The sequence below is a fragment of the Mycobacterium sp. genome (genome assembly GCF_049608025.1).
In the GTDB taxonomy this organism is placed as follows: Bacteria; Actinomycetota; Actinomycetes; order Mycobacteriales; family Mycobacteriaceae; genus Mycobacterium.
This window is the reverse complement of sequence record NZ_JBMYXC010000022.1, coordinates 1-20,607: the sequence shown is the minus strand read 5'-3', so window position 1 is coordinate 20,607 and position 20,607 is coordinate 1. Positions and strand designations below refer to the sequence as shown.

The window sequence follows — 20,607 nt, the reverse complement described above, 5'->3', positions numbered from 1 at the left end:
ACATGACAAGCGTTAAGGGTCGAGACGTTCCCGTACGCGAAGGCCTGTTGAAGGTCGAGGACTGCCTCGATGCCGACGGCGATGTCGTGCTGCCGCCCGGCGTCAACTTGATCTCGTTGATCGATCGCAACATCGCCAATGTCGGTGAGGCGATCGCATACCGCTATCTCGACTTCACCGGGCCTGCGGCCGGTCGCGCGGTAGAGATGACCTGGAACGAACTCGGCGTTCGACTGCGGGCGATTGGCGCCCGCATCCAGCGCATGACCGCTCGTGGAGATCGAGTGGCGATTCTGGCGCCTCAGGGCCTGGATTACGTCGCCGGCTTCTTCGCCGCCATCAAAGCTGGGGCCATCGCGGTGCCCTTGTTCGCTCCCGAGCTTCCGGGACACACTGAGCGCCTCGACACTGCACTGCGGGACGCGCGTCCTGCGGCCCTGCTGACCACCGCCGCGGTGCGCAGGAGCGTCCAGGCCTTCCTGGACGACAGGCTCGGTGGGCAATGCCAACCAGATGTGATCGTGATCGACGAGATCCCCGACTCCGCCGCAGGTGAGTTCGTCGGCGCCGCCATCGAAGTCGACGACGTCTCCCACCTGCAGTACACCGGTGGCGCGACGCGTCCACCGGTGGGTGTCGAAATCACCCACCGTGCTGTGGGCACGAACCTTATGCAGATGATCCTGTCGATCGACCTCCGCGACCGGAACAACCACGGTGTCAGCTGGCTGCCGCTGTACCACGACATGGGTCTGTCGATGATCGGCTTTCCGGCGGTGTACGGCGGCCATTCCACACTGATGTCACCGACGGCGTTCGTCCGTAGGCCGCTGCGCTGGATCGAAGCGCTGTCCGCCGAATCGAAGATCGGCCGAGCCGTGACTGCGGCACCCAACTTCGCCTACGACTGGACGGCGCAACGCGGAGTGCCCGCGCAGGGGTCGGGGATCGACCTGACCAACGTGGTCACGATTATCGGCTCAGAGCCAGTCAGTATCGAGTCGATCACCGCATTCAACGACGCGTTCGCGCCGTTCGGCCTGCCCCGCAACGCCTTCAAACCGTCCTACGGTATTGCCGAGGCCACGTTGTTCGTCTCCACCATCGCGCCCACGGCTCAGGCGCAGGTGGTGTACTTCGACCGTCAGCTGCTTGCCGGCGGGCAGGCCGTCCGGGTCCAGGCCGATGATCCGCAGGCGGCCCCGCATGTGTCGTGTGGCCAGGTCGCCCGCAGTCTGCGGTGTGCGATCGTCGACCCGGAGACCACGGCCGAGCTTTCCGACGGCCAGGTAGGCGAAATCTGGTTGCAGGGCAGCAACATCGGCCAGGGCTACTGGGACAGACCAGAGGAAACCCGGCACACTTTCGGCGCTCACATCAGCTCGACGTTGCCCGTGGGCAGCCATGCCGCCGGTGGCATTGACGAAACATGGCTGCGGACAGGAGATCTCGGACTTTATCTGGATGGCGAACTGTTCGTCACCGGCCGCATCGCCGATATCGTGACGGTCGGCGGCGCCCATCACTATCCGCAGGACATCGAGTCCACTGCCGCCGAGGCATCACCGATCATCCGGCGCGGTTACGCTGCGGCCTTCGCGGTGGGCGGGGATGACGGCGAGAGCCTCGTCGTGGTCGCTGAGCGGGCCGCCGGAACTGCGCGCCTCGATCCCTCGTCGGCGATCGAGGCGATCAAGAACACGGTGCTGCGCCGACACGGTGTCCAGGTCGCCGATGTGCGCATGGTTCCTGCCGGCTCGATTCCACGCACCACCAGCGGCAAACTGGCCCGTCGCGCATCCCGCGCCGCCTACCTCGGCGGCATGTTCGACTGACCGGCTCAGACTGCCGGCGCAACACCGGCGACGCTGAACATCAGAACCAGCCCCGGCAGCAGATTGGTCACCTGGTGAGCGACGATGCTCGCGGTCAGATTGCCGGCGTACAACCGCGCCAAACCGATCGGGAGCGCGACCACCAAAAGTAGCGGCGCCCTTGACCACTCAAGATGCGCGACCGCGAAGACCACAGTGGTGACGATCAGTGCCACCCACCGCCCCCAGCGCCAGTCCAGCGCACCCCAGAGCAAGCCGCGATAGACGATCTCCTCGCAGAGGGGAGCGACGAACACGATGACCACGAACACGAGGACCGCCGACGCCCACGTCCCTCGGACGTCGCCGAACACATCGCCGGCGGCGGAGCCCGCATCGTCGCCGACGATCGCACCCCACAGCGCCGCGGCGGGAAGCGCGATGACCAGGCCGCCAACTCCGAACAGAGCGCCCAAACCCGCGCCGCGCCAGGACCACTGCAACTTCAGGTCGATGCGCGGCCCGTTTCCTCGCAACTTTGTGATGAGAATCGCCAACCCGGCCGCCAAGAGGGTCGGCGCCGCGACGATCAGAATCACCGCGGAGACCGCAACGGACCCTTGACCGCCTAACAGGAGCGCAAGCAACAGTGCCGACACCAGGTAGACCAGCTCGACGAGCAAGAAGGCGCCCAGCCCCCAGCGATGCGGGCGCGGCTGCGGTGCGGCGTCCACACCCGGGGACGTTAGCCCCATCAGCTGACAGTGACGAGCGGGCTGATCACGTCTCGGACGAACTGGGTGATGTTGGTCGACGGGTTCAGGTCGGGGAAGCTCACCGTCGCCAGTATGTTGGCGCCCGCGTCGGCGAAGATCCCGTCCGCGCGTTCCTGGTGCGAGGAGGAGGTCACCAGGATGATTCCCGACGCACCCGCCTCCTGCGCCAGCGGCACTGAGAATCTCGCGTTCTGTTCCGTGCTGCTGGATCGCTCCTCGAGGATTATCCGATCGCGGGGAGTTCCGTAGAGACGCAACATCTTGCCCATCTGCTCCGCCTCGGTGTTTCCGTTGCGCGGGTTGCCACCGGTCACGATGATGGGCGCTTGCGGGAACATCTGCGCGACCGCCAGCGCGGCCAAAACGCGAGTGTGCAGAATCCAGCGCATCGTGCCGTCAGGTTTGAGCCCGTAGCCCAGCACGACGATCGCCGGCTTCGAGAAATCCTTGGCCACCAACTGAGGTGGCGCAGCGTGGGCGGAACCCGCCGGCACTCCGCCGACCAGAACAGCGGCAGCCAGGGCCAGCGCCGTCCCGAACGCGACGAATACCGCCCTGAACGAGGGTAGGGCGCCGCGTCGTTGCCCCGGAGTTGCAGTCATCGTAAAGTTCATCGCCACACCACCCTGAGTTATTACGCTCCGGTCTCGAACCGCGAACGATGCGGCGGGCAACGACCGCCGCCATGCTCGCGGTAGGCCAGGATGTGTTCTGGTGAATGGTGATGCCTACCTACCGCAGACTTCCTCGCCAGGCGGCGTTCGTCACGGCTGCGTTCTCGGCCCTCTTCATGCTGGTAGTGCCCACGGCCTCGCCGGCACCCGCGTTCGACAGCCAGGGTTATGTCGACTCGACCGCGCGATGCACTTCACCTGCTACGGCGGTCGTCTTCGGGAGCACAAAGACGTCGCGGGTGGCGATCTGCCGGAGTTCGGACGGCGATTACCAGTACCGGGGCGTGCGGGTACGTGACGGCGCCAAGCTCATCGCCTCAGCCTCGCGATCCTCGGACGGTGCCTTCACCGCCGACAACGACGGAATCGAGTACATGGTGACCTCGAGTGCGTTGGTCATCAGCACCGGGGAACGAGTGATCCGCGACGAAACGATGCTCGACTTCCACCGCCCGGGCTTGACCACGTCGACGGCGCCGACAACCACGGCGCCCACCACGGTGCCGACAACCACAGCGCCCACCACGGTGCCGACAACCGCGGCGCCGACAACCGCGGTGCCGACACGGACCACACCCCTACCGCCGCCGCTTCCCGCCGAGGTGGGCGGCAGCTGACTCTTGGCTGAGTGCAGGACGAAGACGGGCGCTCGCTCACAGGTACGGGTCGGCCCAGGCGCCGATGATCCGGGCCGCTCGTGCCGCCTGATTCTTCCCGGTGAGTAGGTGATCGGCCCCCTCGAGCGAGACGAAGCTGCGAGGGTGCCGGGCCGCCCGAAAGATCTCGCTGGCATTCGCGATGCCCACGGTGTTGTCGGTAGGCGAGTGCAAGATGAGCAGGGCTCGGCGCACGGTTTCGATCCGCTTACGCAGATCCACCGCACGGACATCCTCGATAAAATGTCGCCTGAGGGTGAGGGCCTTGCCGCCGATCAGGAACGGCGCCTCGCCCTCCGCCTCGATCCGTTGCACGAGGGCGTCATAGCTGTGCTCGACGTGAGCGGGGTCGAAAGGTGCGCCGACGCTGGCCACCGCGGCGACGGTCGGGCAGTCGTGCGCGGCCGCGATTACCGCAGCGCCGCCGAAGGAGTGGCCGACGAGCAGGCGCACCTCGCGGCCCGAGTCGTTCATGAACCCCACCGCCCGAACGGTGTCGGCAACCTTGTGGGAGAAGGAACCGTCGCCCCAATCACCCTCGGAGTCACCCAGCCCAAGGTTGTCGAATCGGAGCATGCCGATGCCCTCGCGGGCGAGTTCCTTGCAGATACGACTGGCCGCGGGGCAATCTTTGCCAAGCGTGAACCCGTGGGCGAAAACCCCCCACCCCCGCGCTTCGCCGCGAGGCAGGTCGACGAGACCCGCCAGGGCCGGACCGCTGCTGCTGGGGAACGTTATGCGCTCTGCCACGTCGACCATCCTGTCACCACGGCCAGCCAAACACCGCTACGATCGCCCGCGGCGAGCCAGCAGCCAGGCCTCGCCGTTGGATTCCCCTGCCGTGATCACCTCCAGACCGTCGAATGCCTGTCTCAACTCGCCCGCCTTGGCCCGAAACGGGCCGGGGGAGGCTCCGACTTCGCTGAGCGCGCTGATCGCCAGGAGCCCACCACTGGCAATCCGGTCGATGATGGACCGGTCAAGAGAATCATCGCGAAACTTGTTGCAGATCAGAATATCCGAGCGTGGACCCGTTGGCAGGCCACCGTCGAGGTCGACGATCTCGAAGTGGCAGCGGGCAGCCACGCCGCCGATTTCGGCGAGCTCGCGAGCCTGCGCGACCGCCACCGGGGACACGTCACACCCCCAGACGTCCAATCCGCGCTGAGCCAGCCACACAGCGGCTCCACCACGCCCACAGGCCAAATCAAGTGCGCACCCGGCGGTGGGAAAGGTGTCGGCGAAGGGCTGGAACACGATGGGGAGCCCAACGTCGTCATAGGACACCGCAGCGTGGTCGGCGTACCGCTGATCCCAGCGGACGCGATCGTCGTCGGACACGACCTCGAGGCTAGGGCCTCACGCAGTGGTTGGAGACATTCCGCCGCGGCGCGGGCGACTGCGCGATTGGCATGAACGCGATTGCCAGAACGGTTGTCGGGAAATCCGGGGGCGGGCTAGCGTCGCACTCATGAGCGATCGCCGAAGACGGGTGCTGATCATCGGCGGAGGGTTCGGTGGCTTGTTCTGTGCGCGCAGGTTGGGCGGCGCCGACGTCGATGTGACCCTGCTCGATCGCGCAGCGGGGCATTTGTTCCAGCCGCTGCTCTACCAGTGCGCCACCGGCACGCTCAGCATCGGTCACATCAGCCGACCGCTGCGCGAAGAATTCGCCCGGCACCGCAACGTCACCACGCTGCTCGGCGAAGCGACCGAGCTCGATGCGGCCTCACGTCGGGTGACAGCGCGCCGACCCGACAACACCACCTTCACAACGGACTACGACGTCCTCGTCATCGCCGCCGGGATGCAGCAGTCCTACTTCGCGAATCCACAGTTCGCGCAGTGGGCGCCCGGGATGAAGACTCTCGACGACGCGCTGCGCATCCGTCAGCGGCTGTTCACCGCGTTCGAGATCGCCGAGACGCTGCCACCCGGGCCCGAGCGCGACGGCTGGCTCACGTTCGCCGTCGCCGGTGCCGGTCCCACCGGCGTCGAACTCGCCGGACAGATCCGGGAGCTGGCGACGCGCACGCTGGCCAACGAATTCCACAGTATCGATCCCGAGGACGCCCGGGTGCTGCTGTTCGACGGCGGGGATCGCGTACTGAAGACCTTCGCGCCGGACCTGACGGGCAACGCCACCCGGACACTGCAACGACTCGGCGTGGAATTGCAGCTGGGTGTGCACGTCACCGATGTCTGCCGAGAAGGAGTGACGGTCACCCCCAAGGCCGGCGGCCCGGACCAGGAGTACGCGGCCCGGACCGTGCTGTGGACAGCGGGCGTCGAAGCGGTGCCCTTCGGAAGACATATCGCCGATGTGCTAGCCGCCCCGTCGGACGGCTGCGGCAGAATCCACGTCCAATCCGACTTGTCAGTTCCCGGACATCCCGAGGTCTTTGTCATCGGTGATCTCGTCGGTCGTGACGGCTTGCCGGGCGTCGCCGAGAACGCAATGCAGGGCGGTTTGCACGTCGCCCGCTGCATCCGCCGCGATCTCAAGGGCAGATCCCGCCGACCCTACCGATACCGCGACCTCGGTTCGGCGGCCTACATCAGCCGCGGAAATGCGCTGTTGCAGGTTGGCCCCGTCAAACTTGCGGGCTTCCTGGGCTGGCTGGCCTGGGGTTTCATCCACATCGCGGTACTCACCGGGGTGCGCAATCGCGCCGGTACGGTGACGACATGGCTGGCGACCATCGCCCGGGGCAGCCGCTACAACCGCGCCTTCATGCTCGGTGACAGTCACGCCGTTTCCGAGCAGAGATACACCTGGGCGGCCAGCAAGGACCAACGCAACCGGCTACCCGCAGAGGCGCCGCCGGAAAGCTAGGCAGGTCTGTCGAACTCACCGCTGGCCTGCTCGCCACCTGTCCAGTTGCCGACGGTCCCGTTTGGTCGGCCGCCCGGCACCGCGATCACGGGCCGCCACCGGACTGACGGAAGTCGACGGAGGCGCAGGTGTTCGATCGAGGTAGCAACTCACGGCATCGGCTGCGCCGACACGCTTTTGGATCACCCGTAGCACCTGGACGATCCGGGTTCTCTCACCGACCCGCGCGCGAACCTCGTCACCGGGGGACACCATGCTCGACGGCTTCGCCAGCCGATCGTTGATTCGCACATGTCCGCCCCGGCAGGCTGCAGCGGCGTCGGGCCGGGTCTTGGTCAGCCGCACAGCCCACAACCACCGGTCCACCCGGGTCGCATCCATGAACCCATCATGGCCTGAACGCAACCTTCAGGGGTGATCGACCTGACGGCCGAGCAGATCAGCGGGTCTACAAGGCGTCTTGGATCTCACTCTTCAATGCCTCAGCCTGCGTACCGAAGACCGCCTGCACGCTGCTGCCGACCTGGATCACCCCTGCTGCTCCCAGAGCCTTCAACCGCGCTTGGTCCACCTTGCCCGTGTCGGCAACCTCCATGCGCAGTCGGGTGATGCATGCGTCCACGCGCACCAGATTCTCCCGTCCACCGAACGCGGCGATGAGTTGCTCGGCCTTCGTGTCAGGCTTGGTATCGGTCCTGGTCTGCCCGGTCGCCGCGACGGCGGTCACCGAATCGGCGCCCTCGCCGAGGTTGGCTAGCTCCTCGGCCTCGAACTCCGCAGCGGGTTCGCGTCCGGGGGTCGGCATGTTCCACTTCGTGATCGCGAACCGGAACAACACATAGTAGAGAGCGAAGAACGCCAACCCCATGACGATGAGCAACGGGATGTTCTTAGCAGCGGGCGCAGTGCCGTAGAGCAGCAAGTCGATCAGGCCCGCGGAGAACGAGAATCCCAGATGGATGTCGAGCAAGTAGGCGATGGCCAGCGAGAGCCCGGTCAACACTGCGTGAAGGATGTACAGCGGGAACGCGACAAACATGAATGCGAACTCCAACGGTTCGGTGACACCGGTGAGGAACGCCGTCAGCGCCGCGGCTGACAGGATGCCGACTGCGATCTTCTTCTGTCGCTTGTTGGCGACGTGGATCATGGCCAGCGCCGCGGCCGGCAGGCCGAACATCAGGACCGGGTAGAACCCGGCCGTCAGAATCCCCGCCGTCGGATCCCCGCTGGCGAACCGCGTGAGTTCACCGGTGACGACGGTGCCGTCCGGAGTCTGGTAGTCCCCGTAAAGGAACCACACGAAGGAATTGATGATGTGGTGCAGGCCCAACGGGATCAGCATTCGGTTGGCGAATCCGTAGACGAATGCCCCGAGCGCACCGGCACCGCCGACGAATTGGCCGAGCGACGTCAGCCCGACCTCGAACAGCGGGTAGAAATAGCTCATGCCGAAGGCGAGGACGAGCGAGGCCAACGACACCGCAATGGGCACGAACCGCCTGCCGCCGAAGAAGCCTAGGTAGGAGGGTAATTGGATGGTGTGATAGCGGTCGAACAGCGCCGCGGTCATCAAACCCACAACGATGCCGGCAAAGACGCTGTAGTTGATCTGCGCCTGTTCGCCTGCCTTGTCGAGTTCACCGACGAGCACGATCGGCGACATCGTCGTGAAAACCTCGTCCATGACCAGATACCCGACGACAGCAGCCAGGGCGGTGGAACCGTCTGCCTTCTTTGCGAATCCGATCGCGACACCGACCGCGAACAACAGCGGCAGGTTTGCGAAGAGGGCACCGCCGGCGGCGCTCATGGCATCGAAGAAAGGTCCGATGACCGGGGTTTCGATTCGGCCCAGGAGATCGTCCTGCCCCAGTCTCAGCAGGATGCCGGCGGCCGGCAGGACCGCGATTGGCAGCATCAAACTCTTGCCCAGTCGCTGCAGCTGCGCGAATCCTGGGATGTGACGACCCGACTTCTCAGCCTTCCCTTCAGATTTCGTCGTGTCGCTCATATGGAGTTATCTCTCTTCTCGCCGCAGTTGGGCGGAAGCATAATCCAGGTCAGTACACCTGGGGCCGCCTTTCCGGCACCGCAGCCAGGTTTGGGTACCTATCCTGGGCCGAACGGGTGGGACAAAGGGGTCAAGCAATGAGCAGAACATCAGTGCGGGCGGCCGTGACGGGCCGGGCAATTCCCCTGTGCGACGTTCCGGACCCGGTTTTCTCCCAGGGCATGGTTGGCTATGGCGCCGCGATCGACCCACCGCGAGAAGTAGTGGACGCCATCGCCCCGGTGAGCGGCAAGCTGCTCAAGCTGCTCGCTCACGCGTACGTCATCATGACCACGGAGAACCTCGGCGTTCTGGTCCACCTGGGCCTGGATACCGTCGGGCTGAACGGAGCGGGATTCAGCAAGCACGTCAACGAGGGTGAGACCGTCAGCGCGGGTCAGGTGGTGATCACCTACGACGTCCCGGCAGTCGTCGCGGCAGGCTTGAACCCCGTTGTGCCGGTGGTGGTTATGGATGAGCGGGAGCCGCAGAACATCACGGTCTCACCGGCGGTGAGCACGGGCGCCGACATCACCCCGCGCGACACCCTCTTCACCGCTGAAAAGTAGGACAGCTATGGAGGTGGTGATCCAGTCGGACGCGACGGAAATCGGGGGAGTGGCCGCCGGCGCCGTCGGCCGGTTACTGAAGCGCAAGCCCACGGCGGTGCTGGGCCTGGCCACCGGATCGTCGCCACTGGCGATCTACGACGAACTCGCCCGCCGCTGCGCAGCGGGGCAGATCAGCTTTGCGCAGGCCCGCGGGTTCACCCTCGACGAGTATGTCGGCCTACCGGCCCATCACCCGCAGAGCTACCGCAACGTGATCAACACGGTGTTCGTGTCGCGAGTCGATTTCCCTGCCGGGGCCGTGCAGGGCCCGGACGGGCTAGCGACTGACATCCCGGCGGCGTGCACGGCCTACGAGCAGGCAATCGCCGCAGCTGGTGGAATCGACCTGCAGGTTCTCGGCATCGGTACCGACGGGCACATCGGCTTCAACGAGCCGGGCTCGTCGCTGGCCTCTCGCACCCGCATCAAGACGCTGACCCGGCAGACCCGGGTCGACAACGCACGGTTCTTCGGCGACGATCTCGATGCCGTTCCCACGCACTGCCTGACCCAGGGTCTGGGCACCATCATGGCCGCCCGGCACGTGGTGCTCGTAGCTACCGGCCGAGCCAAATCCGAGGCGGTACACCATCTGGTGGAGGGCTCCGTCAGTGCGCTGTGGCCCGCGACGATCCTGCAGCACCACCCCCACGTCACGGTGCTCCTCGACGACGCCGCGGCGCGACGCCTGCTGTTGATCGGCTACTACCGAGAGGCGTACCGCAGCAAACCGGATTGGCAGGACATCTAAGGTGCTGATCGCCGCCGCTACCGTGGTGACCGGCTGGGAGTCCCTGCGGCCGGGCTGGATTGAACTGTCCGGCCCCGTGCTGCAGGCGGTGGGCGCCGGACCGCCGCCGAGACCCGCTGACCTGGATCTCGGTGCAGCAACGGTGGTGCCCGGTTTCGTTGACACCCATGTTCATGGCGGAGCCGGCGCCAGCTTCTCGGCCGCAACCCCTGCCCAGACAGCGGCGGCAGTGCGGCTGCATCTTCGACACGGCACCACCACATTGATCGCATCCCTGGTGACTGCCGGCCCCGGCGAATTACACAGGCAGGTCGCTGAACTGGCCGATCAGACCAGGGCCGGGCTGATCGCGGGGATTCACTTGGAAGGACCGTGGCTTGCCGCCCAACGTTGCGGCGCGCACGATGCCTCGCTGCTCCGTGACCCGGATCCCGCCGAACTGGACACTGTGTTGTCTACAGGTGCCGGAACCATCCGGATGGTCACGGTGGCGCCTGAACGCGATGGTGCGCTGGCGGCCATCGGTCGCGTCGTCGATGCGGGCGCGGTGGCCGCGATCGGTCATACCGAGGCAACCTATGAACAGGCCCGCGCAGCGATCGGGGCCGGCGCCACCGTCGGCACGCATCTGTTCAACGCGATGCGGCCGATCCATCACCGGGAACCGGGACCAGCGATCGCCCTGATGGAGGATGGGCGCGTCACCGTGGAACTGATTACCGACGGCGTGCACGTGGCGCCACCGCTCTACCGCCACGTCAGCGCCAGCGTGGGCCTAGATCGAGTCTCACTGGTTACCGATGCCATGGCCGCGGCCGGCATGGCCGACGGCGGCTATCGTCTTGGCTCGCTGGCCGTGGATGTCGTCGACGGCCGGGCCCATGTCGCCGGGACCGACACCATCGCCGGGAGCACGGCCACCATGGACAGGTTGTTCAGATTCGCCGTCACCCACAGCGGGCTACCCGCCCACGAGGCGGTGCTGGGAGCAGTCCTACAGTCATCGATCAACCCGGCCAGAGCGCTCGGCCTGCCGGCCATGGGTCTGGTGTCCGGCGCCAACGCCGACCTGGTGGTCCTCGATACCGACCTGGCCGTGGTCGGCGTACTGCACCGAGGGAAGTGGGTGCGCGAGCCTTGCCAGTTGCCGCGAGACCAGCACGTCGATCCTGCTGCCCGTCGTACCGATCTTGCGTAACGCGGTGGCGTGAACCCAAGCCCCAAATCTCCGTAGCGTTACCCAGTTCGGTTGTTGAGCCAGGCCCTGCCCGTCACCCCCGGGTCCCGAGATAGACAGTGTTGGCCGAGCGGCCGCCGGTGAGCGGGTTGTCGAACCACACTCGCTGGACCTCGACGTCGCTGAATACGGATTCGAGTACCGCGGTGAAATCCTCGTCCGGTTCATCGTCGGACCACATGGCGAAAGTGCCGCCTGGGACGATATGTGCGGATGCCCCGCGTAGCCCACCATGGGTGTAGAAGTCAGCGTGTGGCTCGTGCAGCAGGTGGCGGGGCGAGTGGTCGATGTCGAGCAGCATCACGTCATAGGATCGGCACTGATGTTCCGGATCGAACCCCGCCGTGCTCGCGGCGGCCGCGAAAAAGTCCCCCCGCGTCAGGGCGACGCGGCTATCGGCGGCCAGACCAGTCGTATCCGGTAGCAGGTCGCGTTCGTGCCAATCGATGACCGCCTCGGAGTACTCGATGACGGTCAGTGTCTGAATCCGATTGCATGCCAATGCTTCTTGAGCGGTATAACCGAGACCGAGACCGCCGACGAGCACATCGAGGCCCGATCCCGGCGTTCTCGCCAGAGCCAGTCTCGCCAGTTCCCGTTCGGCTTCGGTGAACAGGCTCGACATCAGATACTCGTCATCGAGCTTGACCTCATAGATATCGGTGCGCACCGAGAGGTCGAATCTGCGCCGCAAGCTGATCACACCCATCGGAGTCTGCCGCCAGCCCAACTCCTCGAAATGCGCGCTCATCGACAGAGATGATAGCCCGCCATCACGCTGCGGCGAGCTGGTGAGCGCCCAGCTCATTGCCCCGGCCGCGGAGCAGCCAACTCGCCGGGGTCACCGCTGTCAGCTCGAGGCGCCCAGGATTTTGATCGCGAAAATTAGCGTGTCACCCGGCAGGATTCCGGCGCCTGGCTGACCGGCGGGGTAGCCGTCGGCAGAGGTCATTGCGACAGCGACAGCGGATCCGACCGTCTGTCCTGCGATCGCCTTCTGGAAGCCGGGCACGACTCCGTCGAGTGGGAATTCAGCCGCGGTGCCCCGTGCATAGCTGCTGTCGAATACAGCTCCGTCGCGTCCGTTGACGCCCAGGTAGCAGACCGACGCGGTGGCGGTGTCTGCGACGGCAGGCCCGTCACCGGCCTGCAGCGTATGCACTTGGGTCTCAGCCACGCTGAATGGCGCGTCAACGCTGATGTTCGGCGCCGTGGTATCCGTAGGCGCGGTGACCGCAACACTGCCGACGGTTCCAGGCAACGTCCAGTCCGGTGTGCCACCGCTCTCCGGCGCGGCCGTCGGACATGAATTGGCTGCGGTTGCGGTTTCGGTGGCCGAACCGCATGCGGCGAGCATCAGTGCGAGCGACAGGGCACCGGCTGCGAGCACGACAGGGGAAGACATACGAGAGGAGTTCACGGTGGCCACGCTACATCTTGCATTCCGTAGCCCAGCGGTCGACCCGGACGAGTCAGCAGGAGCGTGCGGCGACCGAGCCGCTGACGAAATCGTTCGGGTCGGCGGCGATACTCGTCGCTCTGAATCAATGAGCGCCGCAACGTGTTAACGAGCGAAGGTAACGTGAACCATCGAAATCAACGGTGTCTGGTGAAATGCGAAAGCAGCTTTACCGGGTGGACGCCATGTTCGATCACTGCGCGTCTTCTGGGTCCTGCCCGGCATCGCAGCAGCCTGGTGACCAGAGGTTCAATCAGCAGCGATCACCGCCGACTGCTCGCTAGATTGGACCCGACCCCCAAGAACCGCGAATGAGGCACCGTGCGCCAATCCGAAGCCATGCCCGCATCCGACCGAACGTGGATGGTCGACACACTGCTGGCACTACTGCAGACCCCGAGCCCGACCGGCCGCACCGACGCGGTAATGCAATTGATCGGTGGGATCTTCGATGATTGTGGTGTGCCGTTCTCGCTGACCCGCCGAGGGGCGCTGATCGCTGAACTCCCGGGCGAATCGGCAACCACCGACCGAGCGTTGGTGGTTCACGCTGACACCATCGGCTGCATGGTGCGCGGCCTCAAGGAGAACGGCCGCCTCGCGATTACTTCCGTGGGCACCTTCTCGGCGAGATTCGCCGCGGGTGCTCGTGTCCGCGTCTTCTGCGACGACCCAGAGCAATTCATCACCGGCACGATTCTGCCGCTGAAGGCCAGTGGGCACGCATTCGGCGACGAGGTGGATACCCAACCCACGGACTGGGACCACGTCGAGATCAGGGTGGACCGCAAGGTGTCCACACCGGAGGATCTGGCCCGGGTCGGTATCAAGGTCGGTGACTTCGTCGCGTTGGTCACCAGCCCGGTTCTCACCGAAGATGGCTTCATCGTTTCCCGTCACCTCGATGACCAGGCCGGCGTCGCGGTCGCACTCACGTTGATCAAGCACATCGCCGAGAAAAAGGTGGTGTTGCCGCACCGCACCACCATCATGGTGACCATCGCCGAGGAAGTCGGCTATGGAGCCAGTTCCGGTCTGCCGCCGGGCATCGCGGAGATGATCACGGTGGACAATGCGGTATGTGCGCCCGGCCAGCACTCCATCGAAGATGGCGTGACGGTACCGATGTCCGATCTGCACGGCCCGTATGACTATCACCTGACCCGGAATCTGTGCCGCCTCGCCGAAGAGCGGGGGATTCCGTTCGCGCGGGATGTTCTCCGCTACTACCGTTCCGATGCCGCCGCTGCGATCGAGGCGGGGGCAAGCACCCGGGCTGCCCTGGTCGGGTTCGGCGTCGACGGTAGCCACGGCTGGGAACGTACCCATATTGATTCGCTCGAGGCGACGTACAACCTGCTGTACGCCTGGCTGCAGACACCATTGACATTCGCCGGGTGGGACGCCGATCCGTCGGGCAACCTACGCGATTTCCCGTCGTCGAAACAGCCTGCACCGAGCGAACGGTGGGTGCCGCTGTCCCGAGGAGACCAGACCGAACCCAGCGATGCGTCGCCGGGTTCGACGTGGCCGTCGACCGGGCGTTAAGCCGTCGACGGTTGCGTTGATCAACGCAACCCCGTCGAAGTGCGGGCACTTGCTCGAAGAGTGCGGCGGCAAGACGGCTCGTGGTCAGCACGTGGGCAATGGTGATGAGTTTCGGCTGGGGGGAGTGGCAGCATCGCCAATGCGATGCCGTCGAAGGCCGACTCAAGCACCATCGTCGAGGATCCGCTGAAGGTGATCGTCTGTCCCCTGAAGAACCTGCTGCGATCGCTGGCTGCCGGCACCGCAGGAGCGCTTCTATCTGGCGATGCGTATCTATTGGCCCGCACCTCTATTGGCCCGCACCCGAAGCGCTCGACGGCACCTTGGAGCCGCCACCTGTGGTCCGCGTCTGATCCGAGCGCGCCACCAAGGTGACTCTGATCAAGGCGTGATTCTGATCAAGCGGGTCCGTCCTCGGGCGAGGCGAGGCTAGCCAGTGTTTCGGTCAGGGCAGGATGGCTTCCCAGAAATCGTAACGAGCTTTCGGGATCAGGTTCCCGGTGGTGACCGGTGTATCCCAGTGGACGTACTCGTCGCTGTTCGCGTTCGTCAGTTTCGGATAGCCGAGGCCTTGATCGGGGTTCTTGGCGAAGTTTGCCCAGGCTTGCGTCATCATGTCGGCCAGTGCCTTGTCCGCATCGGTGACGTCTTCGGCGGGTTCAAACGCGCCGAGCGCGGTCTTCTTGAGGAAGTTGGAGAAGACGTAAGGCATTTCGGTCGTATGGCAGATGTTCCCCGACGGCGGATTGCAGCGCTCCATGCCGGCGAAGTTGAATCTTGAGTGTTGCAGGAAGTGGTAACCAAAGGACGCAAGCCCCGCCGCCTCTAGCTGTGGCAATGCCCGGGAGGCGGACTTCATGTTTGCCGCAGCAACCCCGTAGTCGGTTTGTAGCTGACCGAGAGCCTGGCTGGCAGTGGTCATCCCGCCGACCGGCAGTGGTTGGTATCCGGCAGGGTCGTAGAGCCGCTTTCCGTCTTCGCTGTAGGCCATGATTTCTTGAGCTAGAGAGGCGCCGAATGTTTGGACCACTGCCTGTTCGTATTGCTCGGGTGTCATGGTGGACGAGGCCGGGAGGAAGAAAACTCCTTCGTTGCGGTTCACGCCAAAGACGTACGGCTTAGGTTCGGAACCCTCGTTGAATCCTTGAATGGGTTGCCCAGTGACCGGCTTGGTGTTGATAGTGGCATTCCAGGCTGTGCCCGCTCGCATTCCGGGAACCAACAGGCCACCGATGCCGCCCGCCGGGAATGTCAGGTTTTGAGCTTGGGCTATCTGCTGCGTGGACAGCGAACGTAGCCATTGGCCGTCTGCCGGGCAGCTTTCGTCTCCAGAGTAGGCACCACAGAGGAGTTCGATGAAGTCCTGACCGTTATCCGCCGCCTGCTGAGGCGTGTTGTACGGCACACTCATGATGTTGGACTCCATGATCGCCGCCCGAAATAGGTCGTTGCTTTCGGGAACAGAGAAGAGATGGAGCCCGGTGGACATGGATCCGGCGCTCTCACCGAAGAGGGTGATCCGGTCAGGGTCTCCGCCAAAGCTCTCAATATTGTCCTTGACCCACTGCATGGCAAGCTGCTGATCCAAGATCGCAAAGTTGCCGTCGATTGCGGCGTCCTTGCCTTGGTAGCGCAAGAATCCAAGGGATCCCAGGCGGTAATTCATGGTAACGAGGATGACGTCTTGATTCGCGAGAGCTGTACCGTTCATGACCGGCTCGCTGCCCGAACCCACGATGAAACCGCCCCCAGGTATCCAAACCATCACGGGCAGAGCGGTTTTAGTATGATCGGTCGGCCGGTAAACGTTGAGGAACAGACAGTCTTCGGAGCCGGAGTATCCACTGAGCTCCGCCGAAGGCTGCACACACTCGCTGCCGAACTTTGTTGCGGCGAAGGGATTCCCGCCCAGGGAACCGAGCGGCTCGGGCGCCTTCCACCGTAGATCGGCCACCGGTTGCTGTGCGTAGGGTATACCAAGATAGGCGTGCGAGCGCTGGTCTTGCTGGTTGGAATACACTATACCGCAGACACTTCCGATGCCCAGGTCTACGGTTTGCACCTCTGCATCACACGCCCGATCCTCAGATGGAGACACCGCCTGGCCCGGACCAGGGTCGGAAGCGCACGCTACGAGCACCAGCGTTGCGAGGGTGAATACTGCGATCAGTTGTCTCGCTCTTGCCATGGCCCAACGGTACCGGCGGCAGGCCAAAGAGGTAACTCCGCATCCCAGGCGAGAGCGCTCCCGCGGCCGCCCCCACGCAACTTCGAGGACCGGCCCTTGGGCACCTACCCCGTGACCGTCTCCAACATCAGGCGCCTAGATCATTTCCAGGGGGATTCGAATAGGGCATCCTGAGGGAATGACAAAACTCAATCGTCGCTCGGCAATCTTGACAGCTGCCCTTGCGCCAATCGCGGCCATGTCGCTGATGAACCCGGCAGTCAGCTCCGCCCAACCGCTGAATTGCACGGACGGCAAGTGGTGGGATCCGGTCGCCAACATCTGTAGGCCGCCGTTGGCCACGGTCCCGCTGAACTGCTCAGGCGGAACGTACTGGAGTCCGATATCCAACGCCTGTCGGCCGCTGGGCGAAGTCTAGGGGATAGCTTCAGGTACCTGAGCTTCGACGAGATGCGCCACGTCGACGCCTGCGTTGCGGATCGCGCTGGAGCTCCAATGGCGGGGGAGGGAAGGAGTGCCGGTTCCAAAACATCTGGGCTGCCGGGTAGAACATAGTTGACCGGCCAACCGGCATCGCTGTGAAATACACTGCGCCGCAACCAGATAGGGAACGGGATTACCCGCAGCCCTGCACATTCGATTACTACATATTCCCCTCGGGAACAGTACCTGGCCGAGCTCTGCGATTTATCCCCCGACCCAAGAACCGACACTTCCACATTCGGTCTGGACTACATCCTGGGCTTTGAATACCACGTCGATATCGGGGCGACGATGTGCGAGCGCGGCCGCGCCGACTGGATGGTGCCGGCCCACCACGCTGCACATCCACCACGCTGCACATCCACCACGACGTGCTGCTTGCACCGCGCCGCGGGGTGACCGAGGAGTAGATCACCACCATGCTGGTCGACAATCCGCGCACCATCTTCACCCATGACGGCGGCTACCCGCTGGTAGCAGGCGTGCTCAGCGTGGTGAGGTGTCGCTGATCCATTCGGCGATTCGAGCCGCCAGATCATCACCGACGTCTTCCTGGATCATGTGCCCGGCATCGGGATAGTCGTGGTGCGGTTGGCCGATTGCACCAGCGATGCGTTCGCGGGTCGCGGCGATCGAATCGGGGGTTCCGAAGATCGGATCGAGCAGCCCGAAACAGCCCAGTACCGGACGTTCGAATGCATCGAGAACGGCGCGGGCCGCCTCGTTGGTCGGCACATCGCCGACGGTGTTGACCAGCGACGGAAAGGTCCGCGGACCGGCCATGTAAATCCGGCCCGGGAAGGGTGCGTCGTAGGCCGCGAGTTCGGCATCGGTGATGGCAGCTTGGATGGTGGCCCGCATCGGCACCGACGGCATGAAGCTTTTGCCGACCAGCGCATAGGTCGCCCAGGCCTGGAACAGGTCCATCCCGCCGCCGGGGCCGATCACGTCGGGGAACTCGAGATCCTGCGGTTCCAACGTGTCCGGGAGGCTCAGGATCGCCGCACCTTCGGGCAGCACGAACAGGTTGCCGTTGGCGACCACGATCCGGGCAAAAAGATCGGGTCGGTTGCCAACGCAGCGCAGCCCGATGAGCGAACCCCAGTCCTGCACCACCAGGGTGATCCCGTCGAGGCCGAGCACGTCGATGAACTCCTCGGTCCAAGCGACATGCTGCAGGAAGCGGTAGTCGGCGAGTTGGACCGGCTTGTCGGACTTACCGAAACCGATCAAGTCCGGGGCGATCACCCGGGTGCCGGACGCGGCCAGCAGCGGGATCATGCTCCGGTACAGGTAACTCCAATCGGGCTGACCGTGCAGCAACAACACCACCTCGCCATCGCGATCACCGGCCTCGACGTAGTGCATCCGCAGCCCGTCGACCTCGGCGTAGCGCGGCTCCCACGGGTAGTCGGGCAGGTCGGCGAAGCATTCGTCGGGCGTGCGCACGAACGGCCGGCCGGAAGACGTCCACCGGATGTCAGCGTCGTCCGCCGAAACGTCGGGCGGCAGATCCGGTGTCATGGGGTGCTCCTCGTCCGTCGAGTCCGTCGATGCCGGGCCGGGGTGTTCAGGCCGCCTGCCCCCGCGGATTCTTGTTGAGCTGGCCGAAGATCACCCGCGGTGCGAAGCGACTCAACCACTTGAGCTGAGTCGACTGCCCCGGTGCAATTTCGTTCTTTCCGCGGGCGAGGTCATCAAGAAAGGCCGACGCGAGTTTCTCGGGAGCCATCTTGGAAAAGGACGGGTCCAGTTCGGTTGCCAAGGGCGTGTCCACCACCGGAGGCAGGAGCTCCACGACCCGCACCGAGGTGCCGGCAAGTTGTGCGCGCAGGCTTTGGGTATACGAGTGCAGGAACGCCTTGCTGGCGCTGTACACCGGCGCGGCGGCATAGGGAACGTAGGCCAGTCCGGAGCTGACATTCACCAGAACCGAGGGCCGGGTGAGCATGCCGGGCAGAAAGTGGTGTACCAAACGGACCGGTCCCGCCGCGTCGATGGCGATCTCGTGAAGCTGCTTCTCGAGGGCGAAATCCTTGGTCACGTCGAAGGCAAGCATGACGCCCGCATTGTTGATCAGGATGTCCACGCCGCCTTCGGATTCGACGGCGTCGCGCAGGGCGACAACCTGATGGTTGTTGGAGACATCACACCGCACCCCGGATATCGATGGATGCGATGAAGCCGCTTGCCGCAGCGTCGACTCGGTTCGGCCGGTGATGATGACCGTGGCGCCCTGGTCGGCGAAAGCGCGGGCCATGGCCAGGCCGATGCCCGAACTGCCGCCGGTGATCACTATCCGTTGCCCGTTGAATCGCATTCTCGTCCCGTCCTCAATTGCCTTGCTTCTTGCAAGCTAACAAGGTCACTTGCTGAATGCAAGGCAATATTGGATACTCGCTACATGAGGCGATCCGATTGCCCCATCGCCGCAACGCTGGACCTCATCGGCGATCGGTGGACACTCTTGGTGTTGCGCGACATCCTCCTCGTCCATCGATACGGGTTCTCAGAGATCGCGGCGAAGGAGGGCATCGCGACCAACATCAAGGTGGACCGACTCGACCGTCTGGTCGAGGCCGGACTCCTGGAACGCCGTGTCGATGAGGCCGATCGGCGCCGGCGCACCTACCTGCCGACCGAGCGCGCGATGGGACTCATCCCCGTTCTGGTCGACCTGCTCGTCTGGGGTGACGCCAACACCGGCGCCCCGGGACGGGCCGACGCGGCCCAGTCGGTTCGAGCCGATCGGGATGCGGTCATTCGCCAACTGGAATCGGCGGCACGAGAAAATGCTGCCGCAATCAGAGCGTGACACCCGACTCGACCCGGAACCCCTGCCTGGAGGGAAGATCGGGGGCTATGGACGCGCGCGACATCCCGCCCATCAGGACGCAGATCAGCAGACTGACCGCCGCAGCGCCCACTGTCGCAGCCAAACTAGAAGCCGCCTTGATTATCGGGGACCAAGATCGTCCACCGATGCGCGCGGAGTCCGAGGACAGCCAGCAGCTAAACCTCGATGCACCCATTCGCCATCGCTGTTGGTGTGATTTCGGTTGAGCGCCTGTGTTCGGCAAATGCCAAGGATCGAGTGGGCGATCTCTGAATGGGGTTGATCCTGTTGGCCTTTCGGGTCACCGGCGGGCAGCTGGGGTTGCCGAGTAACGTAAGACCCGCCTCAACGCTCCTAGAATTTGGATGAATACTGCGTCTGAATGCTACGTCGACGCGAAGCGCCGACACCGGTGAATTCGGCACAGCCTCAACGATCCCCGCAAGCCTGCATACCTTTGCGCTGGGCAGGCCGGGCAGCGCAGGTGGCAGTCCAGCTCTCGGATAGAGCCTTTCTTGCTGCACCCGCAGGCTAGTCTGCTACCTAGTCCCCGTTCTTGTTGCCCGTGAGTGAATCGAGATCGTTTGACGTCGGAACAGACAACAGACTCAGAGTCGGAAGAAACGCCCGCACCGGCCCGGAAAAAGCGGCGCCCGAAGCGGCGTTTTTTCCGGATGAGCATCCA

At 64.6% G+C, this 20,607-nt stretch carries 20 protein-coding genes; 8 read left to right on the top strand and 12 right to left on the bottom strand.

The features are described from left to right. The first annotated feature begins 2 nt into the window (after positions 1–2). On the top strand, positions 3–1,835 hold the full coding sequence (locus ACPGXI_RS09630; RefSeq protein ID WP_526652203.1) for a fatty acyl-AMP ligase: 1,833 nt from the start codon (positions 3–5) through the stop codon (positions 1,833–1,835). 5 nt (positions 1,836–1,840) lie between these two features. Here the strand turns inward: ACPGXI_RS09630 and ACPGXI_RS09625 are convergent, their stop codons facing one another. After that, positions 1,841–2,569 carry a CPBP family intramembrane glutamic endopeptidase gene (locus ACPGXI_RS09625; protein ID WP_526652201.1) on the bottom strand — a complete coding sequence of 243 codons (729 nt, stop codon included), beginning with the start codon at positions 2,567–2,569 and terminating at the stop codon, positions 1,841–1,843. Next, positions 2,569–3,192, bottom strand: a complete 624-nt coding sequence (locus ACPGXI_RS09620) for a YdcF family protein (protein WP_526652199.1) — start codon at positions 3,190–3,192, stop codon at positions 2,569–2,571. Before ACPGXI_RS09620 ends, ACPGXI_RS09625 begins: the two co-directional genes overlap by 1 nt. A gap of 122 nt (positions 3,193–3,314) precedes the next feature. Between ACPGXI_RS09620 and ACPGXI_RS09615 the strand changes: the two genes are divergently transcribed. Next, positions 3,315–3,881, top strand: a complete 567-nt coding sequence (locus ACPGXI_RS09615; RefSeq protein ID WP_526652197.1) for a hypothetical protein — start codon at positions 3,315–3,317, stop codon at positions 3,879–3,881. A 36-nt stretch (positions 3,882–3,917) separates the two neighbouring features. Here the strand turns inward: ACPGXI_RS09615 and ACPGXI_RS09610 are convergent, their stop codons facing one another. Continuing rightward, positions 3,918–4,670 (bottom strand): alpha/beta hydrolase family protein, encoded by a 753-nt coding sequence (locus tag ACPGXI_RS09610; protein ID WP_526652195.1) that lies wholly within the window; start codon positions 4,668–4,670, stop codon positions 3,918–3,920. A 36-nt stretch (positions 4,671–4,706) separates the two neighbouring features. Next, complete coding sequence (locus ACPGXI_RS09605) at positions 4,707–5,261, bottom strand: class I SAM-dependent methyltransferase (RefSeq protein WP_526652193.1); 555 nt, start codon at positions 5,259–5,261, stop codon at positions 4,707–4,709. Between the two features lie 130 nt (positions 5,262–5,391). Here ACPGXI_RS09605 and ACPGXI_RS09600 point away from each other — a divergent pair, with 130 nt between their 5' ends. Beyond that, on the top strand, positions 5,392–6,756 hold the full coding sequence (locus ACPGXI_RS09600) for an NAD(P)/FAD-dependent oxidoreductase (protein ID WP_526652191.1): 1,365 nt from the start codon (positions 5,392–5,394) through the stop codon (positions 6,754–6,756). A 15-nt stretch (positions 6,757–6,771) separates the two neighbouring features. On the opposite strand, the gene hslR is transcribed toward ACPGXI_RS09600, so the two are convergent. Together hslR and ACPGXI_RS09590 are read right to left on the bottom strand one after the other, a co-directional pair. Further along, positions 6,772–7,137 carry an Hsp15 family ribosome-associated heat shock protein gene (hslR, locus tag ACPGXI_RS09595; RefSeq protein WP_526652189.1) on the bottom strand — a complete coding sequence of 122 codons (366 nt, stop codon included), beginning with the start codon at positions 7,135–7,137 and terminating at the stop codon, positions 6,772–6,774. A 67-nt stretch (positions 7,138–7,204) separates the two neighbouring features. Further along, on the bottom strand, positions 7,205–8,770 hold the full coding sequence (locus ACPGXI_RS09590) for a PTS transporter subunit EIIC (protein WP_526652187.1): 1,566 nt from the start codon (positions 8,768–8,770) through the stop codon (positions 7,205–7,207). Between the two features lie 137 nt (positions 8,771–8,907). On the opposite strand from ACPGXI_RS09590, the gene ACPGXI_RS09585 reads away from it, so the two are divergent. Genes ACPGXI_RS09585 through nagA form a run of 3 tightly spaced genes read left to right on the top strand, consistent with a single transcriptional unit; the run spans position 8,908 to position 11,369 of the window. After that, the gene (locus tag ACPGXI_RS09585; protein WP_526652185.1) at positions 8,908–9,378 is read left to right on the top strand and encodes a PTS sugar transporter subunit IIA; all 471 of its coding nucleotides are present in this window, start codon (positions 8,908–8,910) and stop codon (positions 9,376–9,378) included. A 7-nt stretch (positions 9,379–9,385) separates the two neighbouring features. Next, positions 9,386–10,171: a glucosamine-6-phosphate deaminase gene (gene nagB, locus ACPGXI_RS09580; RefSeq protein WP_526652183.1), complete on the top strand. Its 786-nt coding sequence runs from the start codon at positions 9,386–9,388 to the stop codon at positions 10,169–10,171. 1 nt (position 10,172) lies between these two features. Beyond that, on the top strand, positions 10,173–11,369 hold the full coding sequence (gene nagA / locus ACPGXI_RS09575; RefSeq protein WP_526652181.1) for an N-acetylglucosamine-6-phosphate deacetylase: 1,197 nt from the start codon (positions 10,173–10,175) through the stop codon (positions 11,367–11,369). A gap of 73 nt (positions 11,370–11,442) precedes the next feature. On the opposite strand, the gene ACPGXI_RS09570 is transcribed toward nagA, so the two are convergent. Together ACPGXI_RS09570 and ACPGXI_RS09565 are read right to left on the bottom strand one after the other, a co-directional pair. Beyond that, the gene (locus tag ACPGXI_RS09570; RefSeq protein WP_526652179.1) at positions 11,443–12,159 is read right to left on the bottom strand and encodes a polyamine aminopropyltransferase; all 717 of its coding nucleotides are present in this window, start codon (positions 12,157–12,159) and stop codon (positions 11,443–11,445) included. A gap of 99 nt (positions 12,160–12,258) precedes the next feature. Beyond that, complete coding sequence (locus tag ACPGXI_RS09565) at positions 12,259–12,813, bottom strand: FKBP-type peptidyl-prolyl cis-trans isomerase (RefSeq protein ID WP_526652256.1); 555 nt, start codon at positions 12,811–12,813, stop codon at positions 12,259–12,261. A gap of 393 nt (positions 12,814–13,206) precedes the next feature. Here ACPGXI_RS09565 and ACPGXI_RS09560 point away from each other — a divergent pair, with 393 nt between their 5' ends. After that, a complete protein-coding gene (locus ACPGXI_RS09560; protein WP_526652254.1) occupies positions 13,207–14,415 on the top strand; it encodes an osmoprotectant NAGGN system M42 family peptidase in 1,209 nt (402 codons plus the stop codon). 445 nt (positions 14,416–14,860) lie between these two features. Here ACPGXI_RS09560 and ACPGXI_RS09555 read toward each other — a convergent pair whose 3' ends face one another. The 4 genes from ACPGXI_RS09555 to ACPGXI_RS09540 form a co-directional block, all read right to left on the bottom strand. Then, positions 14,861–16,603, bottom strand: coding sequence for a carboxylesterase family protein (locus tag ACPGXI_RS09555; protein WP_526652177.1), 1,743 nt, complete (start codon positions 16,601–16,603; stop codon positions 14,861–14,863). A gap of 731 nt (positions 16,604–17,334) precedes the next feature. Then, positions 17,335–17,541 carry a hypothetical protein gene (locus ACPGXI_RS09550; RefSeq protein WP_526652175.1) on the bottom strand — a complete coding sequence of 69 codons (207 nt, stop codon included), beginning with the start codon at positions 17,539–17,541 and terminating at the stop codon, positions 17,335–17,337. 31 nt (positions 17,542–17,572) lie between these two features. Further along, complete coding sequence (locus ACPGXI_RS09545) at positions 17,573–18,610, bottom strand: alpha/beta fold hydrolase (protein ID WP_526652173.1); 1,038 nt, start codon at positions 18,608–18,610, stop codon at positions 17,573–17,575. 46 nt (positions 18,611–18,656) lie between these two features. After that, positions 18,657–19,406 (bottom strand): SDR family oxidoreductase, encoded by a 750-nt coding sequence (locus tag ACPGXI_RS09540; protein ID WP_526652171.1) that lies wholly within the window; start codon positions 19,404–19,406, stop codon positions 18,657–18,659. Positions 19,407–19,490: 84 nt separating this feature from the next. On the opposite strand from ACPGXI_RS09540, the gene ACPGXI_RS09535 reads away from it, so the two are divergent. Next, positions 19,491–19,901 (top strand): winged helix-turn-helix transcriptional regulator, encoded by a 411-nt coding sequence (locus ACPGXI_RS09535; RefSeq protein ID WP_526652169.1) that lies wholly within the window; start codon positions 19,491–19,493, stop codon positions 19,899–19,901. Positions 19,902–20,607 lie beyond the last annotated feature (706 nt).

Excerpts from the sequence above, each read along its gene's own strand:
- nagB (WP_526652183.1), top strand. The coding sequence starts at position 9,386 with ATGGAGGTGGTGATCCAGTCGGACGCGACGGAAATCGGGGGAGTGGCC.
- ACPGXI_RS09615 (WP_526652197.1), top strand. The coding sequence starts at position 3,315 with ATGCCTACCTACCGCAGACTTCCTCGCCAGGCGGCGTTCGTCACGGCT.
- ACPGXI_RS09565 (WP_526652256.1), bottom strand. The coding sequence starts at position 12,813 with ATGTCTTCCCCTGTCGTGCTCGCAGCCGGTGCCCTGTCGCTCGCACTG.
- ACPGXI_RS09585 (WP_526652185.1), top strand. The coding sequence starts at position 8,908 with ATGAGCAGAACATCAGTGCGGGCGGCCGTGACGGGCCGGGCAATTCCC.
- ACPGXI_RS09555 (WP_526652177.1), bottom strand. The coding sequence starts at position 16,603 with ATGGCAAGAGCGAGACAACTGATCGCAGTATTCACCCTCGCAACGCTG.
- ACPGXI_RS09620 (WP_526652199.1), bottom strand. The coding sequence starts at position 3,192 with ATGACTGCAACTCCGGGGCAACGACGCGGCGCCCTACCCTCGTTCAGG.
- ACPGXI_RS09535 (WP_526652169.1), top strand. The coding sequence starts at position 19,491 with ATGAGGCGATCCGATTGCCCCATCGCCGCAACGCTGGACCTCATCGGC.
- ACPGXI_RS09570 (WP_526652179.1), bottom strand. The coding sequence starts at position 12,159 with ATGAGCGCGCATTTCGAGGAGTTGGGCTGGCGGCAGACTCCGATGGGT.
- ACPGXI_RS09630 (WP_526652203.1), top strand. The coding sequence starts at position 3 with ATGACAAGCGTTAAGGGTCGAGACGTTCCCGTACGCGAAGGCCTGTTG.
- ACPGXI_RS09625 (WP_526652201.1), bottom strand. The coding sequence starts at position 2,569 with ATGGGGCTAACGTCCCCGGGTGTGGACGCCGCACCGCAGCCGCGCCCG.
- ACPGXI_RS09540 (WP_526652171.1), bottom strand. The coding sequence starts at position 19,406 with ATGCGATTCAACGGGCAACGGATAGTGATCACCGGCGGCAGTTCGGGC.
- ACPGXI_RS09560 (WP_526652254.1), top strand. The coding sequence starts at position 13,207 with ATGCCCGCATCCGACCGAACGTGGATGGTCGACACACTGCTGGCACTA.
- ACPGXI_RS09550 (WP_526652175.1), bottom strand. The coding sequence starts at position 17,541 with ATGGGTGAAGATGGTGCGCGGATTGTCGACCAGCATGGTGGTGATCTA.
- hslR (WP_526652189.1), bottom strand. The coding sequence starts at position 7,137 with ATGGATGCGACCCGGGTGGACCGGTGGTTGTGGGCTGTGCGGCTGACC.
- ACPGXI_RS09600 (WP_526652191.1), top strand. The coding sequence starts at position 5,392 with ATGAGCGATCGCCGAAGACGGGTGCTGATCATCGGCGGAGGGTTCGGT.
- ACPGXI_RS09545 (WP_526652173.1), bottom strand. The coding sequence starts at position 18,610 with ATGACACCGGATCTGCCGCCCGACGTTTCGGCGGACGACGCTGACATC.
- ACPGXI_RS09590 (WP_526652187.1), bottom strand. The coding sequence starts at position 8,770 with ATGAGCGACACGACGAAATCTGAAGGGAAGGCTGAGAAGTCGGGTCGT.